The 22,817-nt window shown below is 56.8% G+C and carries 23 protein-coding genes; 4 read left to right on the forward strand and 19 right to left on the reverse strand.

All coding sequences use genetic code 11. The features are described 5' to 3' along the window. Window positions 1-3: 3 nt before the first annotated feature. The 12 genes from GRPL_RS23375 to pmbA form a co-directional block, all read right to left on the reverse strand. On the reverse strand, window positions 4-1,914 hold the full coding sequence (locus GRPL_RS23375) for a BglG family transcription antiterminator (RefSeq protein ID WP_032689784.1): 1,911 nt from the start codon (window positions 1,912-1,914) through the stop codon (window positions 4-6). A 22-nt stretch (window positions 1,915-1,936) separates the two neighbouring features. Beyond that, the gene (locus tag GRPL_RS23370) at window positions 1,937-3,088 is read right to left on the reverse strand and encodes a lactonase family protein (RefSeq protein ID WP_032698310.1); all 1,152 of its coding nucleotides are present in this window, start codon (window positions 3,086-3,088) and stop codon (window positions 1,937-1,939) included. Window positions 3,089-3,165: 77 nt separating this feature from the next. Continuing rightward, complete coding sequence (dagF, locus tag GRPL_RS23365) at window positions 3,166-3,906, reverse strand: 2-dehydro-3-deoxy-phosphogluconate aldolase (RefSeq protein WP_032697173.1); 741 nt, start codon at window positions 3,904-3,906, stop codon at window positions 3,166-3,168. After that, window positions 3,903-5,021, reverse strand: coding sequence for a DgaE family pyridoxal phosphate-dependent ammonia lyase (locus tag GRPL_RS23360; RefSeq protein ID WP_032698311.1), 1,119 nt, complete (start codon window positions 5,019-5,021; stop codon window positions 3,903-3,905). The genes dagF and GRPL_RS23360 overlap by 4 nt, the downstream gene beginning before the upstream one ends. After that, on the reverse strand, window positions 5,005-6,138 hold the full coding sequence (locus GRPL_RS23355) for an amidohydrolase/deacetylase family metallohydrolase (protein ID WP_032689790.1): 1,134 nt from the start codon (window positions 6,136-6,138) through the stop codon (window positions 5,005-5,007). The genes GRPL_RS23360 and GRPL_RS23355 overlap by 17 nt, the downstream gene beginning before the upstream one ends. A 42-nt stretch (window positions 6,139-6,180) precedes the next feature. Next, window positions 6,181-6,825 carry a DUF4310 family protein gene (locus GRPL_RS23350; protein WP_032689791.1) on the reverse strand — a complete coding sequence of 215 codons (645 nt, stop codon included), beginning with the start codon at window positions 6,823-6,825 and terminating at the stop codon, window positions 6,181-6,183. 13 nt (window positions 6,826-6,838) lie between these two features. After that, a complete protein-coding gene (locus GRPL_RS23345) occupies window positions 6,839-7,615 on the reverse strand; it encodes a DUF4311 domain-containing protein (protein WP_032689792.1) in 777 nt (258 codons plus the stop codon). Window positions 7,616-7,636: 21 nt separating this feature from the next. After that, complete coding sequence (locus GRPL_RS23340) at window positions 7,637-7,936, reverse strand: DUF4312 family protein (RefSeq protein WP_032689793.1); 300 nt, start codon at window positions 7,934-7,936, stop codon at window positions 7,637-7,639. 2 nt (window positions 7,937-7,938) lie between these two features. Next, window positions 7,939-8,301: an SFCGS family glycine-rich protein gene (locus GRPL_RS23335; protein WP_004098072.1), complete on the reverse strand. Its 363-nt coding sequence runs from the start codon at window positions 8,299-8,301 to the stop codon at window positions 7,939-7,941. A gap of 10 nt (window positions 8,302-8,311) precedes the next feature. Beyond that, window positions 8,312-8,650, reverse strand: coding sequence for a hypothetical protein (locus tag GRPL_RS23330; RefSeq protein WP_015585305.1), 339 nt, complete (start codon window positions 8,648-8,650; stop codon window positions 8,312-8,314). A 300-nt stretch (window positions 8,651-8,950) separates the two neighbouring features. After that, window positions 8,951-9,340, reverse strand: a complete 390-nt coding sequence (gene cybC, locus GRPL_RS23325) for a cytochrome b562 (RefSeq protein ID WP_032689794.1) — start codon at window positions 9,338-9,340, stop codon at window positions 8,951-8,953. A 106-nt stretch (window positions 9,341-9,446) separates the two neighbouring features. Further along, window positions 9,447-10,799: a metalloprotease PmbA gene (pmbA, locus tag GRPL_RS23320; protein ID WP_004857202.1), complete on the reverse strand. Its 1,353-nt coding sequence runs from the start codon at window positions 10,797-10,799 to the stop codon at window positions 9,447-9,449. A gap of 95 nt (window positions 10,800-10,894) precedes the next feature. Between pmbA and yjgA the strand changes: the two genes are divergently transcribed. Both yjgA and GRPL_RS23310 read left to right on the forward strand, forming a co-directional pair. Beyond that, window positions 10,895-11,446 carry a ribosome biogenesis factor YjgA gene (yjgA, locus tag GRPL_RS23315; protein ID WP_004857200.1) on the forward strand — a complete coding sequence of 184 codons (552 nt, stop codon included), beginning with the start codon at window positions 10,895-10,897 and terminating at the stop codon, window positions 11,444-11,446. Between the two features lie 482 nt (window positions 11,447-11,928). Next, window positions 11,929-13,137, forward strand: coding sequence for an aldose 1-epimerase family protein (locus GRPL_RS23310; RefSeq protein ID WP_032698312.1), 1,209 nt, complete (start codon window positions 11,929-11,931; stop codon window positions 13,135-13,137). 1 nt (window position 13,138) lies between these two features. On the opposite strand, the gene GRPL_RS23305 is transcribed toward GRPL_RS23310, so the two are convergent. Together GRPL_RS23305 and mpl are read right to left on the reverse strand one after the other, a co-directional pair. Continuing rightward, on the reverse strand, window positions 13,139-13,717 hold the full coding sequence (locus GRPL_RS23305) for a GNAT family N-acetyltransferase (protein WP_050500288.1): 579 nt from the start codon (window positions 13,715-13,717) through the stop codon (window positions 13,139-13,141). Window positions 13,718-13,784: 67 nt separating this feature from the next. Beyond that, window positions 13,785-15,158, reverse strand: a complete 1,374-nt coding sequence (gene mpl, locus GRPL_RS23300; RefSeq protein WP_032689797.1) for a UDP-N-acetylmuramate:L-alanyl-gamma-D-glutamyl-meso-diaminopimelate ligase — start codon at window positions 15,156-15,158, stop codon at window positions 13,785-13,787. Between the two features lie 175 nt (window positions 15,159-15,333). Between mpl and fbp the strand changes: the two genes are divergently transcribed. Continuing rightward, window positions 15,334-16,332 (forward strand): class 1 fructose-bisphosphatase, encoded by a 999-nt coding sequence (fbp, locus tag GRPL_RS23295; protein ID WP_032689798.1) that lies wholly within the window; start codon window positions 15,334-15,336, stop codon window positions 16,330-16,332. 39 nt (window positions 16,333-16,371) lie between these two features. Here fbp and yjfF read toward each other — a convergent pair whose 3' ends face one another. The 4 genes from yjfF to ytfQ all read right to left on the reverse strand — a co-directional run bounded on the left by yjfF (window position 16,372) and on the right by ytfQ (window position 21,004). Then, the gene (gene yjfF / locus GRPL_RS23290) at window positions 16,372-17,370 is read right to left on the reverse strand and encodes a galactofuranose ABC transporter, permease protein YjfF (RefSeq protein ID WP_032689799.1); all 999 of its coding nucleotides are present in this window, start codon (window positions 17,368-17,370) and stop codon (window positions 16,372-16,374) included. After that, window positions 17,357-18,382 (reverse strand): galactofuranose ABC transporter, ATP-binding protein YtfT, encoded by a 1,026-nt coding sequence (gene ytfT, locus GRPL_RS23285; RefSeq protein ID WP_004857188.1) that lies wholly within the window; start codon window positions 18,380-18,382, stop codon window positions 17,357-17,359. Before ytfT ends, yjfF begins: the two co-directional genes overlap by 14 nt. 10 nt (window positions 18,383-18,392) lie before the next feature. Then, window positions 18,393-19,895 (reverse strand): galactofuranose ABC transporter, ATP-binding protein YtfR, encoded by a 1,503-nt coding sequence (ytfR, locus tag GRPL_RS23280; protein WP_032689800.1) that lies wholly within the window; start codon window positions 19,893-19,895, stop codon window positions 18,393-18,395. A 152-nt stretch (window positions 19,896-20,047) separates the two neighbouring features. Then, complete coding sequence (ytfQ, locus tag GRPL_RS23275) at window positions 20,048-21,004, reverse strand: galactofuranose ABC transporter, galactofuranose-binding protein YtfQ (RefSeq protein ID WP_032698313.1); 957 nt, start codon at window positions 21,002-21,004, stop codon at window positions 20,048-20,050. Window positions 21,005-21,407: 403 nt separating this feature from the next. Between ytfQ and ppa the strand changes: the two genes are divergently transcribed. Further along, window positions 21,408-21,935: an inorganic diphosphatase gene (ppa, locus tag GRPL_RS23270; protein ID WP_004857176.1), complete on the forward strand. Its 528-nt coding sequence runs from the start codon at window positions 21,408-21,410 to the stop codon at window positions 21,933-21,935. Between the two features lie 535 nt (window positions 21,936-22,470). Here ppa and GRPL_RS23265 read toward each other — a convergent pair. Beyond that, the gene (locus GRPL_RS23265; RefSeq protein ID WP_004857174.1) at window positions 22,471-22,815 is read right to left on the reverse strand and encodes a gamma-glutamylcyclotransferase family protein; all 345 of its coding nucleotides are present in this window, start codon (window positions 22,813-22,815) and stop codon (window positions 22,471-22,473) included. Window positions 22,816-22,817: the final 2 nt, after the last annotated feature.

The following is a 22,817-nucleotide window of genomic DNA, read 5'->3' on the forward strand; positions in this document are numbered from 1 at the left end:
CGCTCAAAAACGGCTGACGCACTCCACCGCCACCGCTTTGAACTCATCGAAACTGCGCGTCTCGGCAAGCCGGGTCATCGCTCGCTCGCGCAGGAAAGTGACAAAAATATCGTAGATCGCCATCGCCTCTTCATACTCGCTTTTGCTGATCGCCAGCAGGAAGATGATATGGGCAGTTTCATCGCCCCAGGCGATACCGTTCGGCGCAATGACGGTATAGACCACGGTTTTTTGCGCCAGCAGACCAAGGGCGTGAGGCAGCGCAATCCCGTCGCCCAGCATCGTGCTGACGATGGCCTCGCGTTCGACAACCGAGTCATGGAACCCGGCATCGACAAACCCTTCCTGCTGCAGCTGCTGGCACAGCCCGGCAAACAGCGTCTGCCGATCGACAGGCGTATCGATCACCTGGAAATGGGCCGCATCGAAATATTTATTCAGCACCCACGGACGGGTCCTGTCCACCAGCACCAGCTTGCCGATTTGATCCAGCTGATAATCGGTCGGGAATGGCGCAATGGTCACCACCGGCTTATCTTTTTCACCAATCCGCACGGTCGAGATAACAAAATCTTCCGCGACCGCCGCCAGCTGCTCATACTCCCGCTGCGACAGGGTGGCGGCGATTTCTAACTGCGGATATTTACGCTGCAAAATGGCTTCGATCATCCGCACCATCGCATTACTGGTATCGCATACCAATAACACCCGCGGCTGCCGCTGATAGCCAATGTTGTAATGACGTTCCAGTCCGACGCCAATATGCAATACCAGGAAACCAATCTCGTTTTCACTGATGGCATAGGGCGTGTATTTCCCCCAGCTGGTCACCGCCGCGAGAGTCATGTCCCACGCCATCGGGTAGTGCTGCTTAATATTATCGAGCAGAGGATTGGGGATCATGATCTGGTAGCGAACCCGGGTGATCATGGTCTTAACGTGGGTCAGCAGATCGGCATGTAGCTGAGCGTCGTCCAGCAGGTTGTAATTATACTGGCTGTTGATGTAGCGCAGGATGTAGTTTACCAGCGCTTCGCCATCGTCGGCGCTGATGGTGCCCGGATCGACGTCCTGAACCTGACGGGCGGCAAGATGGACGCACAGCCACGCTTCTTCTGCCGGAGAGAGGGCCTTTCCCGCCAGCTGCTGCAGTACGGCTGCCAGATCCCGCGCGGCATCACGCACGTTTTGCGCGACATCCTCCGCGCTGAATTCCGCCAGCGGATAGCCCTGGCTGACGCGACGCACCGTCACTGCGCTGTACAGTCGGATAAAGCGCTCGCCTTCATCGGTGAGGCGCACGTGGTGCCGGGTCAGGATCTCCTGCAGCACGTCCGCAAGCTGTTCCTGCACATCCGTATTCAGCGCTTGCTCATCGATCAGCGGGTTTATTCCCCCCTGCTGCGCCTGTTGCCATAACAGATCGGTCAGGCAGGCGCGAATCGATACTTCGCTGCCAAACAGCCTCATACCGTGCCGTGGGCGAGTCTCGAGAGTCAGTTGATAGCGCTGAAAGCGCTCGCGGACCTCGGCCATATCGCTTTGTAACGTCGCCCGGCTGACAAACCACTCGTCCGCCAGATCTTCGAGCTTGATGGAGAACGCGGAGGTCAAAAAGCGCACCAGCAGAAAGTTGATGCGATCCGCCGCCGTACGCGGGATCTGCTGCGGCTTCGGCGCATGCTCTTGCAGGGTCTGGTAGCGCGCCGGGTCGTCGATTTTCAGCTGATAGCCGCTGCCGCGAGTGAGCATGAATTGCGCGCCATACTCCACTAACAACGCGTTAAGCGCGGTAATGTCGGCGCGCACGGTACGAGTAGAAACCGACAGCCGCTGCGCCAGCTCATCCTGCGGCAGCGTTTCGTTTTGCAGCAAAGTAAACAGTTGCGCTAAACGGTGGTTGGGAAATCGCATGTCAGTTCCTTCATCTTACGGCTCAAGGTTGAGCGGATATCACCATCTGTGATGGACTGCCTACCGGAGTGTAGTCCGGGGCAAAAGTCAGCTTGCCGCTCTGCGGCGCCACGCTAAAACGGGTGATATTATCGCTACGCTGGTTCATGACGTACAGCCACTGCCCCTGATTATCCAGCGTCAACGTCCGCGGGTAGTCGCCGCGGGTCCAGATATCCTCCTGATGGCTCAGGCTGCCGTCGGCCAGCACGCTAAAATGCGCGATGCTGTTATGCAGGCGATTGGCGACGTACAGCTGTTTGCCATCGGCGCTGAGGACCAGCCCGGCGGCAAAGCTGGTGCCTTTGTAGCCCTTCGGCAGTGCGGAAACCGTTTTGCCTTCGCGCAGCAGCCCGCTTTTCTTATCAATATGATAGAACGTCAGCGTCGAGGATTCTTCATTAATCAGCCACAGGCCATCCCCTTTCGGCGTAAAGACAAAATGACGCGGCCCGGCGCCGGCAGAAGAGGCAGCGATAAACGGCGGATCGTTCGGCGTGAGCTTGCCGCTGCTATTGTCGATCCGGTACTGATAGATCCGATCCAACCCCAGATCGGTAGAATAAACATATTTCCCGCTCGGATCGGCGGCGATCATATGGGCATGCGGGCCGTTATGATCGCTGATGGCAAAGCTCCCCTCGACCGCCGCGGCCGGCCGCTCTGCGCCGGCAGGGCCCTGATCCTGATGGCTATCGACCGCCTCGCCGAGGCTGCCATCGTCTTTGATCGGCAGCACCGCCACCGTTCCGCTGACATAATTCGCCACTAGCAGATGACGACCGTCCGGCGTCAGCGACAGATAGACCGGCCCGGCCCCCAGAGAAGAGACCTGATTAAGATCGGTCAGCTCACCGTTAGCTTCAATCCGCCACGCCTGCACCACCCCCTTTTCGACTTCGCTGGCGGCATACAGGGTTTTACCGTCCCGCGACACGGTGAGTTGGGCCACGTTCGGCAACGAGCTGACCAGGGCCTTATCGCGCAGCGCGCCGGTTTTAGCGTCGACGGTAAACCGGTAGAGACCTTCGCCATTCGGGTTGTAGGTTCCGACCCAGGCATAATGCGTTTGCGCGCAGGCGGTAGCGGCCAGCAGAGAAAGTGAAGCAGCAAGCAGGTGACGAGCGGTGGGCATAGTGACTCCTTGATGGTTCGATGGGGGGTTCCGCACGCGTCTCTCGCAGAGCAACGCGTGCGGCGGGGACAGCAAACCTATTTGACGAGCGCTTTGGTCATCTCCAGCAGCTGGCGAACGTCCGCCGGGCGGGTATTGCCGCTGGCTTTATCAATAATCGAGCTATAAATGTGCGGAATAATTTTGCTGACCCCCGCGTCCAGCGCGATCTGCAGGATTTCGCTGTAGTTGTCCAGATCGATGCCGCCGGTCGGCTCCAGCCAGAAATCATGGCGGGCGCAGGCCTGCGCCACCGCAACGAACTCATCGCGGTGTTTCAGGCCGCCCATCGGGAAGTATTTGATTGAACTGCCGCCCATATCCTTCAGCAGGGCAATGGCGGTTTCCAGCGGCACAATTCCGTCCGCTGCGCCGCTGCTCAGCGGGCCGGTCGAGATCTTAACCATCCCCGGCGTGCCGGTCGGCGACACCAGACCGTTGACCACGGTCTGGTTCTGCCCAAGCAGCGCACGGCTGGCGCCGACGCCGGTAAACACCTGATTAACGTGCTGCGGCTGTACCTGACGCGAGATTTCGCTGACCATCGCCGACTGATTCGGATCGCCCGCGCCCAGCCCTACCGAGAGCGCGTTATCGATGAGCTGAGCATATTCACGCATATCCGCCACCGCGCTCGCCACGTCCGGATAGTTTTTGGAGAGCACGCCAACCAGGACGTGACCTTCCGCCGCCTCATAGATTTCGCGGGCGTTGTCTTTGCTGCCCGCCAGGACGTTCAGGCAGACGCGGTCACGGTAAAAATTAGGGGTCAGTTTCATGCGTTTTTCTCCTTGTTCAGAACCTCGGCGATGCGACGAGAGACAATCTCCAGCTGTTGCGCGTTCACGCTGCGAACATCGGCTTCAATAATGCCTTCGTTGGCCTTGTAGCCGCGGAAGTAGATGGCGTATTCGCCCTGTTTCAGCGCGTCGACCAGTTCGCCGGTGGCGATACCGGTGACGGTTTCATCGAATTTGATTTCCGCACGGGCGATGTCGCGGCCGGCGCTGTCCCAGACCACACGGGCGGTAACGCCGTTGAGGGTATTGAGCTGGTTAATGAACGGCGTCATTTTAGCGACCATCTCATCGCCGCTCTCTTTACGCGCCAGCAGATAGTGTTCAATCGCGCAGGTCAGACCGAGGATCCCCTCTTTACCCACCTTCATCGCCCGGCCAATCCCCGCCGACTGGCGTTTCACCCACTCAACGTACTGAGTTTTCCCCACCACCAGACCGCTGGTTGGCCCTTCAATCGCTTTCGCACCGCTGTAAATCACCAGGTCAGCACCGGCACGGTAGTAGCATTGCAGGTCTTCTTCCGCCGCCGCATCGACGATCAGCGGCAGGTTATGTTTACGCGCCACCACCACCGCCTGCTCGACGCTGAGCATGCTTTTCTGCACGCAGTGGTGGGATTTGATATACAGAATCGCCGCCGTACGCGGAGTGATCGCCGCTGCCAGCTGGTCAGCGGAACATTCGTTGGCATAGCCCGCTTCCACCAGCTTGCCACCGCCCAGCGCGACCATCGAGCCCACCGGCGCGCCAAAGTTAACGTTGTGGCCTTTCGGCAGCACGATCTCATTGTTTTCAATCGGCGTAACGTGCAGGTTTTCCAGCAGCCAGCTGCTGTCTTTTACCAGCACCGCCGCCACCGACTGGGCGATCCCCGCCGAGGCGCAGGAGACGACGGTCGCCCCTTCCACGTCCAGCAGCTGCGCAATGTATTCGCCGGTTTTATTCACCAGGTCTTTGATTTCGAAGTAGTGATTCATGCCGCTCATCACCGCCTCCACCACTTCCGGACGTGGAGTGGAGACCCCCAACGCCGTCATGCGGCCGGAGGTATTGATGACTTGCTTGAGGTGGTATTTTTCAAAAATCGAAGGCATTTTCCGCGCTCCCTTGTTCGGTCAGATAGCCCTTGCCCGCGCGAATCGCGGCAAGCGGCACCAGAATATTGTCAGCCTGCAGGCTCTCTTTTTCCGCGTCGACCAGTAACGTCGGCGCATGCTGCACGGTAAACAGCGTTAAATCAGCATCATAGCCCACGGTCAGCTGCCCTTTGCTCTTCAGGCGCAGCCCCAGGGCGGCATTCACGGTGACACAGTCAATGACCTGCGGCAGCGTCATGCCGATGGCGAGGAACTTCGACATCACCAGCGCCAGCGAGCGAACCGGCCCGTCGATGCGGTTGCGGCAGTAAATATCGGAACTGATGCTGTGCGGCAGAATGCCCAGCGCGATGGCCCGTCGCGCCACTTCGAAGCTGAAGCTGGCGGTACCGTGGCCAACATCAAGGCGCACGCCACGCTGTAGCGCACGGGTAATCGAGGCGCGCAGCTCGCCTTCCGGCGTCAGAATGCGATTCGGTTTGCCGTTATAGCAGTGGGTAATGATGTCGCCTGCGCTGAGCCGTTCGGCGATCTCATCGAGGTTCGGCGGATTATTGCCGATATGCACCATCAGCGGCAGATCGCCGTTTTCCTGCTGAATGGCCTTCGCCCGCTCCAGCGGCGTAATCCCGTTCTCGCCAACCACGCTGCTGCTCATGCGCGCCTTCAGGCCGACGATAAAATCCGGGTGGCGTGTGACCGCCTGCTTCACCGCATCCGCGTCAATGTTGGCCATGTTGGCCAGTTCGTTCTGGGCGATCAGCCCGACGCGGGAGATATTGAGCAGCGCATAAACGTCGGTGGCCGCTGCGCGGGTCAGCTGATAAAAATCATCGATGTCGTCCGCACCGGTGCTGCCGGCATCAATCACGGTAGTGACGCCGGTGGCGATACCGATGCTGTCCGGCTGGTCATGATAAATCGGTGACTTCGGGTAGCAGTGAACGTGGGAATCAATCCAGCCGGCGCTCACGTAATAACGCCCGTCCAGCGCCACTGTTTTACGCGCTGACGCGCTAATCTCGCCCAGCGCGGCAATTTTGCCGTCCTGGATGGCGATATCGGTCAGGGTATCGTCGACGAGGCGCGCACCGCGCAGGAGTAAATCAAACATGGGTCTCTCCTGGTAAAGCGGGCGCCTGAGCGCCCGCAGGACTTAACCAATAGCAATCGGGAAAAGGGATCCCAGAATCATCGCGCCGAGAATGGCGCCGCCGGTGATCGGCTTCTGCCAGATGTAAAACAGCAGTGCTCCAACCAGAGAACCGATACCGATAGGAATCGAGGCGGTCATGGCGCTGAGGATAATCAACGGCCCGAGGAAGCGGCCGGAAGCGTTACCGGCCCCCATCATCACGTCGGCGCCGTAGGTGGAGTCGCTCTGATTGATGGTGAACTTACGCGCCAGAATGATGATGTAACCCACCGCCAGCCCCAGCGCGAGGCCGGTCGCCAGCGAAGCGGCAAAGTTCGCCACCGGGAAGACAAAACCGGCCCCGAGCAGCAGCGCCGGCACGCCAAGGCCGATACCGGTCTGAATCGCGCCGCCGATATCGAGGATCCCCACCAGCGAGCCTTCGATAATACGGGCGAAGAGGAAGCTGGCGCCGAACGCGGCCACCGCGCCATAAGCCCCGGTATCAATGCCCGCTTTCAGCATGGCCACGAAGGCCACTTCGTTAAACGCGCCGATGCCGTAGAGGTAGTACATATGGGTCCCGGCGAAAACACCGGAGGAGAGCAGACCAACAAAGATCGGAAACGACCAGTCGGCATACCAAAAACCTTTATTCTGTTCCATTTCGAGGCTCCTGTTATTTGCCGCTGAGCGAGTTGTGGATCAGATCCAGCCAGTTCGGCACGGTCAGATGGAAGGATTCCAGCGTCTTGATATCAAAGCCGCGGAAGAAGGCGCTCAGGACAAACAGCGCAACAATGGCGGACATCATCACTTTGGTGACGCGGTTCCAGCCGCTCTCTTCAACGCCCTTACCGATCAGAATGCCCAGTACCAGACCCGGCACGGCGTTACCCATAATCAGCTGCGCCGCGCCGCCGAAAATAGTGGCCCAAAAGCCCGATTTTTTACCGGCGTCGATGGCCGCCAGCCAGAAGATTACCGGCATCACGGTGTTAACCAGCAGGTTAGCCGCCGGGACCAGCACCTTCACCGCGGTGACCTGCAGCGCTTCCGGTACGGAAGAGGCGGTCAGGTTTAAGAAGGAGACCACCAGCATGCCGATGATGCCGCAGGCAATCGCCATCTTCTTCGGATCGTGCAGCGTTTCGCCGACGTTACGGTTTTTCAACATCAATGCCGCGGCGCCCCAGTTCGGGATAATGCGGTGATCGACATCCTGGGTGAATGAACCTGCTGCAACGGAAGAGGCCCAGGCGTTAAAGAAGAAGCCCAGACCAAAGGAGAAGTGGGAAGCCGGATCGCCTTCGCAGGAATTCAGCTCGCCCAGAGTACGAAACGCCCCCATCCCCTGGGTGGTAGGCGCATGAAACATGCGTGCCGCTCCGGCGCCCACTCCGACGCCGACCAGGCCGCCGATAATGAGCGATTTTATTAAAATTATCAGGAACATAGTTTAACCCTATGATGAAATTCAGGTTTGCGTGACGAAATCCACTTTATCGACATTGATGGCGGTCACGTTGACGGTGACATCCAGCTCCACGCTGTAGGTCCGTCGTTCACGACGCAAAAAGAAGAACAGAAACGCTTCTTTGCGCGTCGCTTCATGCGCACGAACAACCTTCACATCCTGTGGCTCAATACGCAGTAAGATATGCGGTGAAGTTTTCATCACCGCGGCCTGTACATGGTTCAGGGCGTCGGCGAAGGCCCGTGTTTTGCTTTCGCCTTTCCCCTTCACGCTCACCGTCGTGGTGAATTGCTCTTTCATGCTCACGCGCCGTATTTCTTTTTCCAGGCTTCCACCAGGCGCTCGCCCAGCTCTTCTTTATCCATAAAGCCGAAACCCAGAACGTTGTAGCCTTCGTTGATAGCGGTCACGCCTTCGTCAACGGAGCGCATGCCATATTTAGCCTTGTAGCCGTGCTTGTTCTGCGCAGTGATGGCGCCTGCGCCGCCGCTGCCGCAGAAGGAGATGCCGAAGGTGGCGTTTTCTGCTTTCATCATGTCGCCCAGCTTCATATCAGCGGCAACACCCGGTACAACAACAGCACGAGCACCGGCTTTTTCCGCGCCAGCGGCCACTTTTTGCCCTTTACCCAGGCGGTCGCCAATCACTACGGTAATCTGTTCCATTTGTTACTCCTTACAGGTTGTCTTTTGCTACTTCGAAGTGGACGGACAGCAGCCAGGACTCTTCTTCTGGCAGGTTGCCGAATTCCGCGACCACTTCGCGGGCAAGCATCATTGAATCTTCTGAAATTTCTTCAAACAGGCTGGCATCCACTTCCGGCAGCGGCTCGCCGCTAATCGACCGGTGGGCCATTGCCCGCACGTGGGAAGTCAGCATCTGCTCCTGGACGGCGTTGGGGATGATATTGCGACGGCTTAACAGTGCATAAACCCGTGGCAGCATCTTCTCAGCCAGCTGCTCCGTTTGCTTTGCCTGTTCCCCTACGTCGTTTATTACCGCTCCGTTATTCACTTGTGTTACCCCGTTGATGTCTCTGGGGATAAAACTAGCGCCGGGGGAAAGGAGTTTGTAGCGAGTTGTTTTCCACTTCGAAGTGGAAAGGCGGACGGGCTGCGTGATCCAATGCACATAATTGCCGTGAAAGTGGCATTTTCGGCGAAATTACGTGATGTGCATCACAGGTCAATCGTGGTTCCAGCGGGAAGAAGAGGTCGAATAACCGTAGAAGAAAAAAGGAAAAGTGTGATGTCGACGGGGTTTTATGACAGGAAACGAGCAGGAGGCATCGGCTGATACCTCCTGAAACGGGGCTTAACGGTATTTCTGATGGTAGGTATTACGGGTTGTTTTGAACCCTTCAGCGGCAGCCTGCGCCTCTTTCACTTTACCTTCCTCCGCCAGCTTCAGCGCACCGTCAATCTGACCAATCAGAATATCCAGACCGTGACGATAGTCTTTCATTTCCGCACTGTCCGCCGCTTTGCCTTCCAGCTTCTGCGGGGTAGCTTTCTGCGCATCCACGGCGGCACCGCGCATCTTGGTCAATGCCGCTTTCAGTTCGCCCGCATCAGAGGTCTTCTGCACCACCTGCAGGTTTTGCGCGATAGTGTCCATATCTTCGCCCAGTTCAGCGGCGAACGCCGAAACAGACCCCATCGTAAGGGCGGAGACGGCCAGCATTGCTAACAGTTTTTTACGCATTGCTCACATCCTTTTTTATTATTTAAGCAAACGGGCGCCGCAGGGAGCGCCCTTCTGTACAGGTTATTCTGCAAACTGCATCTTGAATAGTGGGGATAATCCGCTATTACTGTCCGGCGATTTTCATCTCAGGCAACAGCACGGAACCGCACTGAATATTGCTGCGCGTTTCGATATCGTCACCCACGGTCACGATATTACGCCACATATCTTTCAAATTGCCTGCGATGGTAATTTCGCTTACCGGATACTGAATTTCACCATTCTCAACCCAGAAGCCAGAAGCGCCGCGCGAATAATCGCCGGTCACGCCACTGACACCCTGCCCCATCAATTCGGTGACGACAAGTCCGGTGCCCATCTCTTTAAGCAACTTTTCAAAACTCAGACCGCGGCCGTTAATCCGCCAGTTATGGATGCCGCCCGCGTGCCCGGTGCTCTTCATCCCCAGCTTGCGCGCCGAGTAGTTGGTCAGCAGCCACTGCGTCAGCACGCCGTCTTTAATAATGTCACGACGTTCTGTGCGCACGCCTTCGCTGTCGAACGGCGTCGAGGCCAGCCCTTTCAGCAGATGCGGATGCTCTTCAATCGTCAGCCACTCCGGCAGAATCTGCTGGCCGAGGGAGTCGAGCAGGAAAGTCGATTTGCGATAGACCGCGCCGCCGGCGATAGCGCCGACCAGGTGACCAAACAGCCCGGTGGCGACTTCGTTGGCAAAGATAACCGGCGCTTTCATCGTCGAGAGTTTACGCGGCGCCAGGCGCGACAGGGTGCGGCGGGCACATTCGTCACCGACCCACTCCGGGGTATGCAAATCCTCGAGCGCACGGCCAATGGTGTAAGCGTAATCGCGCTCCATATCGCCGTTCTCTTCCGCGATAACGCAGCTGGAGAGCGAATGGCGGGTTGAGCAGTAGCTCTGCAACATGCCGTGGCTGTTGCCAAACACTTTAATGCCGTAGTGGCTATTGAAGCTGCCGCCTTCGGTATTGGTAATGCGTTTATCCGCCTGCAGGGCGACCTGTTCCGCGCGGGCGGCCAGTTCGATTGCCTGATCCGGAGTCACTTCCGCCGGATGGAACAGGTCAAGATCCGGGGCGTCAAAGGCCAGCAGCTCTTTATCCGCCACGCCGGCAAACGGATCCGGGGAGGTATAGCGGGCAATATCCAGCGCCGCCTGCACCGTGCGGGCAATCGCCTGCGGACTCAGATCGGTTGAAGAGGCGCTTCCCTTGCGGTTCTGATGATAAACGGTGATGCCTAACGCACCATCGCTATTAAATTCTACGTTCTCCACCTCGCCGTAGCGGGTGCTGACGCTGATGCCAGTGGTTTTGCTGACGGAGACTTCCGCACCGTCTGATTTGCCTGCCGCCAGTTCCAGCGCCGTGGTCACGGCCTCTTCCAGCGTCTTGCGCTGTTGTGCAACTTGAGAGATGACTTTCATCGCTAATGCCATAATGTAGGAAGGTGTTAAGTGAAGTCTAACAGAGAACCGTTTTTCAGTGCGCGCCTTAACTGGTAACATTAGCCTCTTTTTTTAAGGAGCCTGAGATGACTAAGCAGCCCGATGACTGGCTCGACGACGTGCCCGGTGATGACGTTGAAGATGAAGACGATGAAATTATCTGGGTCAGTAAAAGTGAAATTAAACGTGACGCGGAAGAACTGAAGCGTCTTGGCGCCGAAATGGTTGAGCTGGGAAAAAACGCGCTGGATAAAATCCCGCTCGATAGCGACCTACGCGACGCCATTGAACTCGCCCAGCGTATCAAGAAAGAAGGTCGCCGCCGCCAGATGCAGCTGATTGGTAAAATGCTGCGCAGCCGCGATGTCGATCCGATTCGCCAGGCGTTAGACAAGCTGAAGAACCGTCACAACCAGCAGGTTGCGCTGTTTCATAAGCTGGAAATGATTCGCGATCGTCTGATTGAAGAAGGCGATGATGCGGTACCGGAAGTGTTAAACCTGTGGCCTGACGCCGATCGTCAGCAGCTGCGTTCGCTTATCCGTAACGCCAAAAAAGAGAAAGAAGGCAACAAGCCGCCGAAATCCGCGCGCCTGATCTTCCAGTATCTGCGTGAACTGGCTGAAGGCGAAAGCTAACTCCGCGTTTACCCGCCAGATTTTCCCGGAGGCGGCGCTTTGCGCCTGTCCGGGCTACCGGATAACGCTGTACCTGTAGCCCGGCAAGCGATAGCCTCGCCGGGAATATCCGCTCTCTACGCACTCCCCACCTTTATTGCCGATTCCCGTCCTGCTCTGCTTTGCTCAGCTCTGCCGGTCAGTCGGTCAGTCGGTCAGTCGGTCAGTCGGTCAGTCGGTCAGTCGGTCAGTCGGTCAGTCGGTCAGTCGGTCAGTCGGTCTTTACCAGCCAAAAGCTGAATCGTTAAAGCTAATAGTGTTTAATTTCACATATTTAAAGTCTAATTCATTGTCTGTTGCTTATAAAAAGCGATCTTTCTCGCATTTAAAAGTTTAAAAATGCGCATTTACTCACCAGGTGAGGCACTTCACGTTTTAATCAGCCACTTGCAATTAGATTCCCTTCATCGGAAACACAATCGATTCAGCAAAAGGGATAAAAAATGAAAAAAACTCTGATTTTGACGGCCATTTCCATGCTTATTTCCGGTCAGGTAGCGGCGAAAACATGGGTGCTGACAAGCGCTGAAAGCGGCACTGACAAAGGAAACTGGCAGATAACGAGCGATCAGCTGAAGATAAAAGATCGCGATTTCAGCATTGAGCAAAAAGTCCTCCACGGCGGCAAACAGGAAGGCAGTAAAATTCTCGTTATCCGCAGTAAAGATGGCCTGACTATCGCCCTCAGCCCGACCCGCGGCATGAACCTGCTGAAAATCGAAGGTTTCGGCACGCGAATGGGCTGGGATTCACCGGTGAAAGAGATCGTCAACCCGGCCTTTATCAACCTCGAAAGCCGAAATGGACTGGGCTGGCTGGAAGGTTTCAATGAGATGATGGTGCGCTGCGGCTATGAGTGGACCGGCCACCCGGTCACTGCTGACGGGCAAATGTATACTCTGCACGGTAAAGCCGGGAATACGCCGGCATCGCAGGTGGAAGTCGAAGTGGCGGATACCGCCCCGTATGAGATCCGTATTCGCGGGCTGGTGAAAGAGAGCACCTTCAAAAAAGCCGATTTGCAGACCATGACCGAGTTGCGCTATGTCCCCGGTAGCAACAGCTTCAGCCTGCATGATGTCTTAACCAACCATGCGGATTACCCGCATGACTATCAAATTATCTATCACAGCAACTTTGGCAAACCGATCCTCGAAGAGGGCGCCCGCTTCCTGGCGCCGATATCCAGCATCAGTCCGTTCAACGACTATGCCAAAGCGGGTTTGAAAACCTGGCAAACCTACGCCGGCCCGACCAAAGGTTTCGACGAGATGGTATTCAATATTCAACCGCTGGCGGATGACAACCACCAGACCCTGGCCGCAGTGGTCAACAAGGCGGGAGATAAAGGAGCATCCATCCAGTTCGATACCCGCCAGCTACCGGTGCTGACGCTGTGGAAAAATACCGATACTGAAAAACAGGGCTATGTCACCGGTATTGAGCCGGGCACCAGCTACGCCTATCCGGTCACCATTGAGCGCGAACAGAAACGCGTGAAACAGCTTCAGCCAGGAGCCAGCACGCAGTTTGACCTGACCTATACACTGCTGCACAGCAGCGAACAGGTTGCCGACGTTGAGAAGAAAATTGCCGCAATTCAGGGTGATACTAAAGTGACAGAGGACGAAACGCCTATCGCGAAGGAGTAATTTAGCGTCTTAAGCCTGCCCCGGGTTGCGGCCAACGCGTCGGACCCGGGCAACCTGCCTGTGCCATCACCACCTGACGTAAATCCTCAGCAAAGCGCCGATACTGCGCTTCATCAACCGCCTGGGGGTAGCCCAGCACCAGCAATTCATGATCGGCGATGCCGGCATGATAGGTAGGATGAGTATGCGGCCATGAACTGGCGTGAAAGCCCATCGTTTCATAAAAACGCAGCCGCTTATGGGCAATGTCGCTGGTTAACGGATCGATTTCCAGAATGGTCAACGGCGCGCGTTCAAGGATCCCGGCCAGCAGGCGTTTACCATAGCCGCGAGAGCGCAGCGTATCGTCAATCGCCAGATGTTCAATATAGCTGTAGCCGGTAAACTGCCAGCAACCGCTCAGGCCAATAAAGAGGTCCCCGTCAAACCACGCTTCCAGCGCATAGTGCGGATCGCGCAGCGCCTGCTGCTTTGCCGCCAGTTCTCGCTGTTCATGCCACGGAAACGCTTTGACGTAGAGCGCATCCACGGCAGAAAAATAAACCGAGTCGATAGCGGTGATTTTTTTCGCTGTGAGCATGACAAATCCAGAGTCACAAAAGGAGATCTGCCCTCGTGCGGAGGGCAGAACGGATCAGGCCGCGCAGTTATTCCGCTGCGGCGGCTTTGCTGGCCAACTTATCGAGCAGCTTCTGGTGAATACCGCCAAAGCCGCCGTTGCTCATCACCAGGATATGATCGCCCGGGTGTGCGGTTTTGACCACCATATCGGCCAGGACATCGACATCGGCGCTCCAGTGCGCAGGCTGCACGCAGGCGTCCGCCACTTCAGCAACCTGCCACGGAATGTGCTGCGGCTGCAGCAGGAACACTTCGTCGGCACGGCCCAGGGACGGCGCCAGATCGTCTTTGCACACCCCCATTTTCATGGTGTTGGAGCGCGGTTCCAGTACCGCGAGGATCCGCGCGGTACCGCCGACTTTCCCGCGCAGCGCCTGCAGCGTCGCCAGGATAGCCGTCGGATGATGGGCGAAATCGTCATACACGGTCACGCCGTTGGCTTCGCCGCGCAGCTCAAGGCGGCGGCGGGCGTTGATAAAACCACCCAGCGCGTTGGCGGCATCGGCTGGCAGCACGCCAACATGACGCGCCGCGGCAATCGCCATCAGGCCGTTATGCATGTTGTGTTCGCCGACCAGATCCCACTTCACTTCCCCGGCTTTCTCGCCGTCCAGCCAGACTTCCCACTGCGAGGCATCGGCGTTCAGCTTCTTCGCCTGCCAGTGGCCCTGCTCACCCACCAGCTCCTGCTCGCTCCAGCAGCCCATCGCCATCGTCTGTTTCAGATTGATGTCGTTTTCCGGCAGGATAATTTTGCCTTTGCCCGGCACAATACGTACCAGATGATGGAACTGTTTCTGAATCGCTTTCAGGTCGTCAAAGATATCCGCATGATCGAACTCAAGGTTATTGAGGATCAGCGTACGCGGGCAGTAGTGGACAAATTTGGAACGTTTATCGAAGAAGGCACAGTCGTACTCGTCGGCTTCGATAACGAAGAACGGGCTGTCGCCCAGGCGAGCGGAAACCTCGAAGTTACCCGGTACGCCGCCGATCACGAAGCCTGGCTTATAGCCGCAGGCTTCAAGGATCCATGTCGCCATTCCCGCGGTGGTGGTTTTCCCGTGGGTACCGGCAACCGCCAGAACCCAGCGATCGCGCAGGACGAAATCATGCAGCCACTGCGGGCCGGACATATACGGAATGTTATTTTCCAGTACCGCTTCGACGCACGGATTGCCGCGGGTCATCGCATTACCGATGATAACCAGGTCCGGCCGGGGTTCCAGCTGGCTGGCATCATAGCCTTGAATTAAATCGATGCCCTGGTTTTCCAGCAGGGTACTCATTGGCGGATAGACGTTAGCATCCGACCCCGTTACCTCATGACCGAGAGAACGAGCCAGCATCGCCAGTCCTCCCATAAACGTGCCACAGATACCTAAAATATGAATGCGCATTCGTCGTTTCCCTTTTTAATCTGGGGCACATTTTACCCATATGTACGGCATCATAGAAATGCATTTCAGGCGAATCCGTTTTTTGCTGGCGCGATTCACCTGTGCGTATTTTTTTTATTCTTTGTTAAGATTGTTGCGTTCGTTTTACTTCACATAAACATGCAGGGAACGGGTTATGAAAACGTTAGGTGAATTTATTGTCGAAAAGCAACACGAGTTCTCCCACGCAACCGGCGAGCTTACTGCTTTGTTGTCGGCGATAAAGTTAGGCGCCAAGATCATCCACCGCGATATCAACAAGGCCGGTCTGGTCGATATCCTGGGTGCCAGCGGTGCTGAAAACGTCCAGGGTGAGGTACAGCAAAAACTCGACCTGTTCGCCAATGAAAAATTGAAAGCTGCACTGCGAGCGCGCGATATCGTGGCAGGGATTGCCTCCGAAGAAGAAGATGAGATCGTCGTCTTTGAAGGCTGTGAACACGCGAAGTACGTGGTGCTCATGGACCCTCTGGATGGCTCCTCTAACATCGACGTTAACGTCTCCGTCGGGACTATCTTCTCCATCTACCGTCGCATAACTCCGGTTGGAACACCGGTCACCGTTGAAGATTTCCTGCAGCCGGGCAGCAAGCAAGTCGCGGCAGGCTATGTGGTTTACGGCTCTTCCACCATGCTGGTCTATACAACCGGCTGCGGCGTACATGCCTTCACCTACGATCCTTCTCTTGGCGTTTTCTGCCTCTCTCAGGAGCGCATGCGCTTCCCGGAGAAAGGCAACACCTACTCCATTAACGAAGGTAACTACATCAAGTTCCCGATGGGGGTGAAGAAGTACATCAAGTTCTGCCAGGAAGAAGATACCGCAACCCAGCGCCCATACACCTCGCGCTATATCGGCTCGCTGGTGGCGGATTTTCACCGCAACCTGCTGAAAGGCGGCATCTATCTGTATCCGAGCACCGCCAGCCACCCGGACGGTAAGCTGCGCCTGCTGTACGAATGCAACCCGATGGCGTTCCTCGCGGAACAGGCGGGCGGTAAAGCCAGCGATGGTAAAGAGCGTATTCTCGATATCATTCCAACCAGCCTGCACCAGCGTCGTTCTTTCTTCGTCGGCAACAACCATATGGTTGAAGACGTCGAGAACTTCATTAAAGAGTTCCCGGACGCGTAACGCTTCCCTTCCCCTCCCGCCCGGGAGGGGAATTTTCCGCTAACGATGCGCCGTTCCGCTCACCCGGGTAACCGGGGAGTTCTGCCGGTTTTCCCACAACACCGTCAGACCTCGCTGCAATGCGATAAAAACAAACAGCAAAATCCCGATGGCAATTTTTGTCCACCATGAGCTCAGGGTGCCGTCGAAGTTAATGTAGGTCTGAATCAGCCCCTGAATCGCCACCCCGAACAGCGTTCCCAGCACCGTCCCGACGCCGCCGCTCAACAGCGTGCCGCCAATCACCACCGATGCAATCGCATCCAGCTCAACGCCAACGCCGGCGAGGGCATACCCGGCCTGGGTATAGACAGAAAACACGATCCCCGCCAGCGTCGCCAGCCCGGTGGAGAGCATATAAATTCGAATGGTCGTACTGCGGGTCGAAATGCCCATCAGGTTCGCCGAAACCGCGCTGCCGCCGATGGCGTACACCTGGTTGCCAAAGCGGGTGCGATGGGCCATCAAGATACCCGCCACCACCACCAGCAGCATCAGCAGCCCCATTGCGCTCAGACGCCCGCCGCCGGGAATCGTCCACGCCAGCCCGGAGAGGGTGTCATACAGCGGATGATCGATAGGAATCGACTCTTCGGACACCAGATAGCTGACGCCACGCAGAAAAAACATCCCGGCGAGGGTAATAATAAACGCCGGGATTTTTAGCGCATCAATTAGCCAGCCCATCAGCGCGCCAAACGCGCATCCCATCGCCAGCACCAGCGGGAACGCCAGCAGCGGCTCAATGCCCCAGGCCCCTATCGCCTTCGCCAGAAACACGCCGGTGAAGGCGATAACCGACCCGACCGAAAGATCGATCCCGCCGGAGAGGATCACGAAGGTCATCCCGACGGCAATGATGCCAAGAAAGGCGTTGTCAGTCAGAATGTTGCAGATAACCCGCGTCGAAGCAAAGCCGGGAAACTGGGTCAGGCAGTACAGATAGCCCAGCACAAAGACGGCCAGGGTGATCATCAACGGTAAATTACGTTTTATCATGGCCGCGTACCCCTTTCAGTAAGCCAATAAAGCGCGGCGACTGGACGATCAATACGCACAGAACCACCACCGCCTTCACCACCTGATTCATCTCCGGCGGGAAGCCCGACAGCAGGATCCCGGTATTCATTCCCTGGATAATCAGGGCCCCGACCACCGACAGTAGCAGGTTAAAGCGCCCGCCCATCAGCGATCCACCGCCGATCACCACCGCCAGGATGGCATCCAGCTCCAGCCACAGCCCGGCGTTATTGGCATCGGCACCGCGAATGTCTGCCGCCACGATGATCCCGGCAATCGCCGCACAGATACCGCTCAGCACGTAGGCCAGCATCACCACAATCCGGGTATTCACTCCGGCGTTTTTCGCCGCCCGAATGTTGATCCCCACCGCTTCGATAAACATCCCCAGCGCCGTTTTACGGGTGAACAGCCAAAACAGCAGCAACGTCGCGGCCGCGATCAGCACCGGCGTCGGCAGTAGCAGCAGCGAACCGCTCCCGAGCCAGGCCAGGTGCGGTGAATCGAAGGTCACGATCTGTCCGGAGGTAATCAGCTGCGCGACGCCGCGTCCGGCTACCATCAGAATCAGCGTGGCCACAAAAGGCTGGATCTTCAGGATCGCGACCAGAATACCGTTCCATAAGCCCGCCAGCGCCCCCGCCGCCAGGGAGGCCAACAGCACCACCGGCAGACTGTGTCCGGCAACGGTCATCGAGGCCGCTGTCGCGCCGGCAATCGCCATCACCGCGCCAACCGACAGATCGATTCCGCCGGTGGCAATCACCAGCGTCATGCCTATCGCCAGCAGCGCCACCGGCGCCGCGCGGTTGAGAATATCAATCGGACTGCCGAACAGACGCCCGTCCTGTAACACAATCTGAAAGAAGTGCGGCGCCACGAAGCTATCCACCACCAGCACGAGGATCAGGGCGATAATTTGCGGCATACCTTTTGGCCAGCTGAAGCGCCGCTTTGGCTGGCCGGTTTGGGGAACTGATCGAGGCATCATGGGTTACTCCTTATGCCGCAATAGCGTTCATGATCGCCGGGACAGAAAGCTCGGCTAGCGGGATCTCCGCGACCTGCTTACGATCGCGCATGATAATCACCCGATCGGCATAGCCCACCAGCTCTTCCAGCTCCGAGGAGATCACCAGCAGCGCCAGACCATCGGCGCACAGAGTTTCAATCAGACGGATGATCTCCGCATGGGCGCCAACATCGATCCCGCGCGTCGGTTCATCGAGGATCAGGAACTGCGGTTTGGTCAGCAGCCAACGAGAAAGCAGCACCTTCTGCTGATTGCCGCCGGAGAGAAATTCGATCGGCTGTTCGGCGCTGGGGGTGCGAATACCGAGCTGGCGGATAAAGCGATCGGCAATGTCATTTTGCTCGCGTCGCGGAATCGGCCGCAGCCAGCCACGCTGTGCCTGCAGTGCCAGGACGATATTTTCCCGCACCGATGCCGCGGCGATAATCCCGTCGGTTTTACGATCCTCAGGACAGAAGCCGATGCCCAGGCTTGACGCCTGGTGCGGCGAACGCAGCCCCTGCGCTTTACCTTTGATCCACGCGGTGCCGCTGTCTGCCGGTTTGATGCCGAAAATGACCTCGGCGGTTTCCGTGCGCCCCGAGCCGAGCAGCCCCGCCAGGCCGACGATCTCGCCGGGACGAACCTGGAGGTCAAACGGCGCAATAACGCCTTTCTTGCCAAAGCCCTCAAAGGCGGCGACCGGTTTGTCGCTCAGTAAAGTACGACCCGCGCGATGCAGAGCATCGTGCTCAAGCTCACGGCCAAGCATCATCTTCACCAGCTCGATCTGCGGCAATTCGCGGGTTTCCCGGCAGCCAACAAAACCGCCATTGCGCAGAACGGTAATCCGGTCGCTGACGGCATACACCTGATCGAGGAAGTGGGTGACAAAAATCAGGCTGACGCCATCATCGCGCAGCTGGCGCATCAGAGTGAAGAGCATCTCCACTTCCTGAGTGTCCAGACTGGCAGTCGGTTCATCGAGGATCAGCACTCTGGCCGACAGGTCAATGGCCCGACAAATCGCGACGATCTGCTGCATCGCCACCGAAAAACGGTTCAGCGGTTCGCGGACGTCGAGGGAAAAACCGTAGGAGGCCATCAGCGCGGTGGCGCGCTGTTCCATCTCTTTGCGCCGCAGCAGGCCAAAACGACGGGGTTCACGCCCGAGAAACAGATTGTCCGCCACCGACATGTTCGGCAGCAGGTTAACCTCCTGATAAACCGTGCCGATACCCAGTTGCTGGGCATGAGCGGTATTTTTCGGCGATATTTCCTGCCCCTCCAGCCAGATCGCCCCGCGATCGGCGTGGTACACGCCGGTGAGGGCTTTAATCAATGTGGATTTACCCGCCCCGTTTTCGCCCAGCAGCGCCATGATTTCACCGCGCCGCAGACTAAAATTGACGTTATCCAGCGCTTTGACGCCGGGGAAAAACTTGCTAAGCCCTTCCGTGCGAAGGATTTCCTGGCTTACCTCGGCGTTCATATTCAGTCTCACCTTCAGGGGATGAAAGACGGTTCCCGATCACAACGCTAACCGGGCGACCGACAGGAGTGGATCGATGGACCGCCAGCACTGGCCGGGGAGCCATTCAGGCGATGCGCCACATCGCCTGGTTATTGCTTCTCCCGACGTCCTCAGTAGCCCATGTTTTTCTTCTTCTCGAGCTCTTCTTTCGCCGTATCCGGGAGGTAAAGCGTCGATTTGGTGATGGTCAACTTCTCTGGCAGCGTGCCGTCCTTTTTATATTTCTCCAGCGCATCAAATGCGGGGCCGGCCATATTCGGCGTCAGCTCGACGCTGGCGTTCGCTTCCCCTGCCATCATCGCTTTATAAATATCCGGCACGCCGTCAATTGAGCCGGTGAGGATATCTTTACCCGGTTTCAGCCCGGCTTCTTTAATGGCCTGGATAGCACCAATAACCATGTCATCGTTATGGGCAAAAACCATGCAGATGTTCTTGCCGTTATTTTCCGCTTTAATAAAGCTCTCCATCACCTCTTTGCCTTTGCTGCGGGTAAAGTCGCCGGACTGAGAGCGGATAATTTTGATGTTTGGCGTTTTCGCGATAACGTCGGCAAACCCTTTCTTACGATCGATAGCCACGCTGGCGCCAACGGTGCCCTGCAGCTCAACCACGTTACACGGCTTGCCGTCGACCGTTTTCACCAGCCAGTCACCAATCAGCTGACCTTCAAGAACGTTATTGGCGGTAACGGTAGTCATGTAGAGATCTTTATCTTTGACATCAATCGAGCGGTCGAGCAGGAATACCGGAATTTTGGCCTCTTTGGCCTCTTTCAACACCGGTTCCCAGCCGGTCGCCACCACCGGCGCGATAAAGATGGCGTCGACGCCCTGGGCGATAAAGGAGCGAACGGCTTTAATCTGGTTTTCCTGTTTTTGCTGGCCGTCGGCAATCTTCAGAGTGATTCCGCGTTTGGCGGCCTCCTCCTTCGCAACGTTGGTTTCGGCCGCACGCCAGCCGGATTCAGATCCGACCTGCGAAAATCCTACGGTCAGAGGGGCAGCTATTGCCATAGACGACATAGCTGCGGAAACTGCTGTGACAAGAAGTAAGCGCTTCCACATAAAACGGTCCTCATCGGGTTACTTTGGGTTAAATCGTCATCTGCGGACAAACTATAGACAACTCGTGATGTAACTGAATGCGTTACATCACACTTCGAAAAAGTAAATTAAATGTTAATTACCGTGATTTAATCCAGCTGAGAGCGGATAAGGCTTCCCGCAGCTCGCATCTGCCGACGTATAAGGTGATATTTTACGCACGTTGAGAAATCAAACAGATGCAATGTAAACGGTTACATTGTTTTATTCAGGATGCGGCTATGTTTATGGATTTTCAGGTTGTTTTTCAGGGGGAAATTCAGACTGATTACCGGTGGGCAAAATAAAAAGAAGCCAAGACATTCGATGTGAGTTGGCTATAATACCAGGCACTTGTTTGCCATACATTTTAAAGGAAACAGACATGAGCTTACTCAACGTACCTGCGGGTAAAGATCTGCCGGAAGACATCTACGTCGTGATCGAGATCCCGGCTAACGCAGACCCAATCAAATACGAAGTCGACAAAGAGAGCGGCGCGCTGTTCGTTGATCGCTTCATGTCCACTGCGATGTTCTATCCGTGCAACTACGGCTATATCAACCACACCCTGTCTCTGGACGGCGACCCGGTTGACGTACTGGTCCCGACGCCGTACCCGCTGGAGCCAGGCTCTGTGATCCGCTGCCGTCCGGTTGGCGTACTGAAGATGACCGACGAATCCGGTGAAGATGCGAAACTGGTTGCCGTACCGCACACCAAGCTGAGCAAAGAGTACGATCACATCAAAGATGTGAACGACCTGCCGGAACTGCTGAAAGCACAGATCACCCACTTCTTCGAGCACTACAAAGACCTGGAAAAAGGCAAATGGGTGAAAGTTGACGGTTGGGACAATGCTGAAGCGGCTAAAGCTGAAATCATTGCTTCCTTCGAGCGCGCTAAGAAGTAATTCCGCCGCACTCAGATTGTCGAAAACACCGCCTCAGGGCGGTGTTTTTGTTTCTGGCGCAGAGCTATTTCCCGGGTGGCGGCTCACGCCTTACCCGGGCTACAAATGCTCAAAGTCATCGCTCCGGGTGGCAGAACCCAAACACCGCACCCGCCGTAGCCCCGGTCAGCAACGCGCCACCGGGGGACAAACGCTGCCAGTGCCGCAGACCGGCCATCAGCCCCCAAGGCATCGCTCCGGGCGGCAAAACCAAATACCGCACTTGCCCGTAGCCCCGGTCAGCGACGCGCCACCGGGGACAAACGGTGCCAGTACCGCAGACCGGCCATCAGCCCCCAAGGCATCGCTCCGGGCGGCAAAACCAAATACCGCACTTGCCCGTAGCCCCGGTCAGCAACGCGCCACCGGGGGACAAACGCTGCCAGTGCCGCAGACCTGACCGCCGGTCGTCCGATCAAAGGTTTTTTATGTCTGCCATTGCGGGTGAATGGCAGACATAAAAAAACAACGCCACCCGAAGGTGGCGTTGCCGTGGTTAATACTGGTCTCTGTCTAACCAGTTGCCGTTCTCTATCAGCGTAAAGCCCTCTACGGGGCGCTGATAGACATACATCCATGCGCTGCCATAAGGCGTCTGGATCAGGTGACGTGCGTACTCACCGCCCTTGGTGCGCAGCGCGTCCAGTTCGGCCAGCGTTGATGCGTCAATACGATACACTTCACCATGTACTGTGCCTTCGCCAGGCACCGCGCCTGGATAGTGGCCCAGGCTGTACAGCTGATAATCGTTGACACTATGATCGCCCAGCCACTGAGCGTTGGTCATCCAGTGGCTGTTGCCTTGTTTGCGTCGTAAACTGCCGTAAACAAATATTCGCATTG

This window comes from Klebsiella planticola ATCC 33531 (assembly GCF_000735435.1).
Classification (GTDB): domain Bacteria; phylum Pseudomonadota; class Gammaproteobacteria; order Enterobacterales; family Enterobacteriaceae; genus Klebsiella; species Klebsiella planticola.

Bases quoted from the DNA above. Each gene is read 5' to 3' on its own strand.
- GRPL_RS23375 (WP_032689784.1), bottom strand. From the start codon at position 1,914: ATGCGATTTCCCAACCACCGTTTAGCGCAACTGTTTACTTTGCTGCAA.
- GRPL_RS23370 (WP_032698310.1), bottom strand. From the start codon at position 3,088: ATGCCCACCGCTCGTCACCTGCTTGCTGCTTCACTTTCTCTGCTGGCC.
- dagF (WP_032697173.1), bottom strand. From the start codon at position 3,906: ATGAAACTGACCCCTAATTTTTACCGTGACCGCGTCTGCCTGAACGTC.
- GRPL_RS23360 (WP_032698311.1), bottom strand. From the start codon at position 5,021: ATGCCTTCGATTTTTGAAAAATACCACCTCAAGCAAGTCATCAATACC.
- GRPL_RS23355 (WP_032689790.1), bottom strand. From the start codon at position 6,138: ATGTTTGATTTACTCCTGCGCGGTGCGCGCCTCGTCGACGATACCCTG.
- GRPL_RS23350 (WP_032689791.1), bottom strand. From the start codon at position 6,825: ATGGAACAGAATAAAGGTTTTTGGTATGCCGACTGGTCGTTTCCGATC.
- GRPL_RS23345 (WP_032689792.1), bottom strand. From the start codon at position 7,615: ATGTTCCTGATAATTTTAATAAAATCGCTCATTATCGGCGGCCTGGTC.
- GRPL_RS23340 (WP_032689793.1), bottom strand. From the start codon at position 7,936: ATGAAAGAGCAATTCACCACGACGGTGAGCGTGAAGGGGAAAGGCGAA.
- GRPL_RS23335 (WP_004098072.1), bottom strand. From the start codon at position 8,301: ATGGAACAGATTACCGTAGTGATTGGCGACCGCCTGGGTAAAGGGCAA.
- cybC (WP_032689794.1), bottom strand. From the start codon at position 9,340: ATGCGTAAAAAACTGTTAGCAATGCTGGCCGTCTCCGCCCTTACGATG.
- pmbA (WP_004857202.1), bottom strand. From the start codon at position 10,799: ATGGCATTAGCGATGAAAGTCATCTCTCAAGTTGCACAACAGCGCAAG.
- yjgA (WP_004857200.1), top strand. From the start codon at position 10,895: ATGACTAAGCAGCCCGATGACTGGCTCGACGACGTGCCCGGTGATGAC.
- GRPL_RS23310 (WP_032698312.1), top strand. From the start codon at position 11,929: ATGAAAAAAACTCTGATTTTGACGGCCATTTCCATGCTTATTTCCGGT.
- GRPL_RS23305 (WP_050500288.1), bottom strand. From the start codon at position 13,717: ATGCTCACAGCGAAAAAAATCACCGCTATCGACTCGGTTTATTTTTCT.
- mpl (WP_032689797.1), bottom strand. From the start codon at position 15,158: ATGCGCATTCATATTTTAGGTATCTGTGGCACGTTTATGGGAGGACTG.
- fbp (WP_032689798.1), top strand. From the start codon at position 15,334: ATGAAAACGTTAGGTGAATTTATTGTCGAAAAGCAACACGAGTTCTCC.
- yjfF (WP_032689799.1), bottom strand. From the start codon at position 17,370: ATGATAAAACGTAATTTACCGTTGATGATCACCCTGGCCGTCTTTGTG.
- ytfT (WP_004857188.1), bottom strand. From the start codon at position 18,382: ATGATGCCTCGATCAGTTCCCCAAACCGGCCAGCCAAAGCGGCGCTTC.
- ytfR (WP_032689800.1), bottom strand. From the start codon at position 19,895: ATGAACGCCGAGGTAAGCCAGGAAATCCTTCGCACGGAAGGGCTTAGC.
- ytfQ (WP_032698313.1), bottom strand. From the start codon at position 21,004: ATGTGGAAGCGCTTACTTCTTGTCACAGCAGTTTCCGCAGCTATGTCG.
- ppa (WP_004857176.1), top strand. From the start codon at position 21,408: ATGAGCTTACTCAACGTACCTGCGGGTAAAGATCTGCCGGAAGACATC.
- GRPL_RS23265 (WP_004857174.1), bottom strand. From the start codon at position 22,815: ATGCGAATATTTGTTTACGGCAGTTTACGACGCAAACAAGGCAACAGC.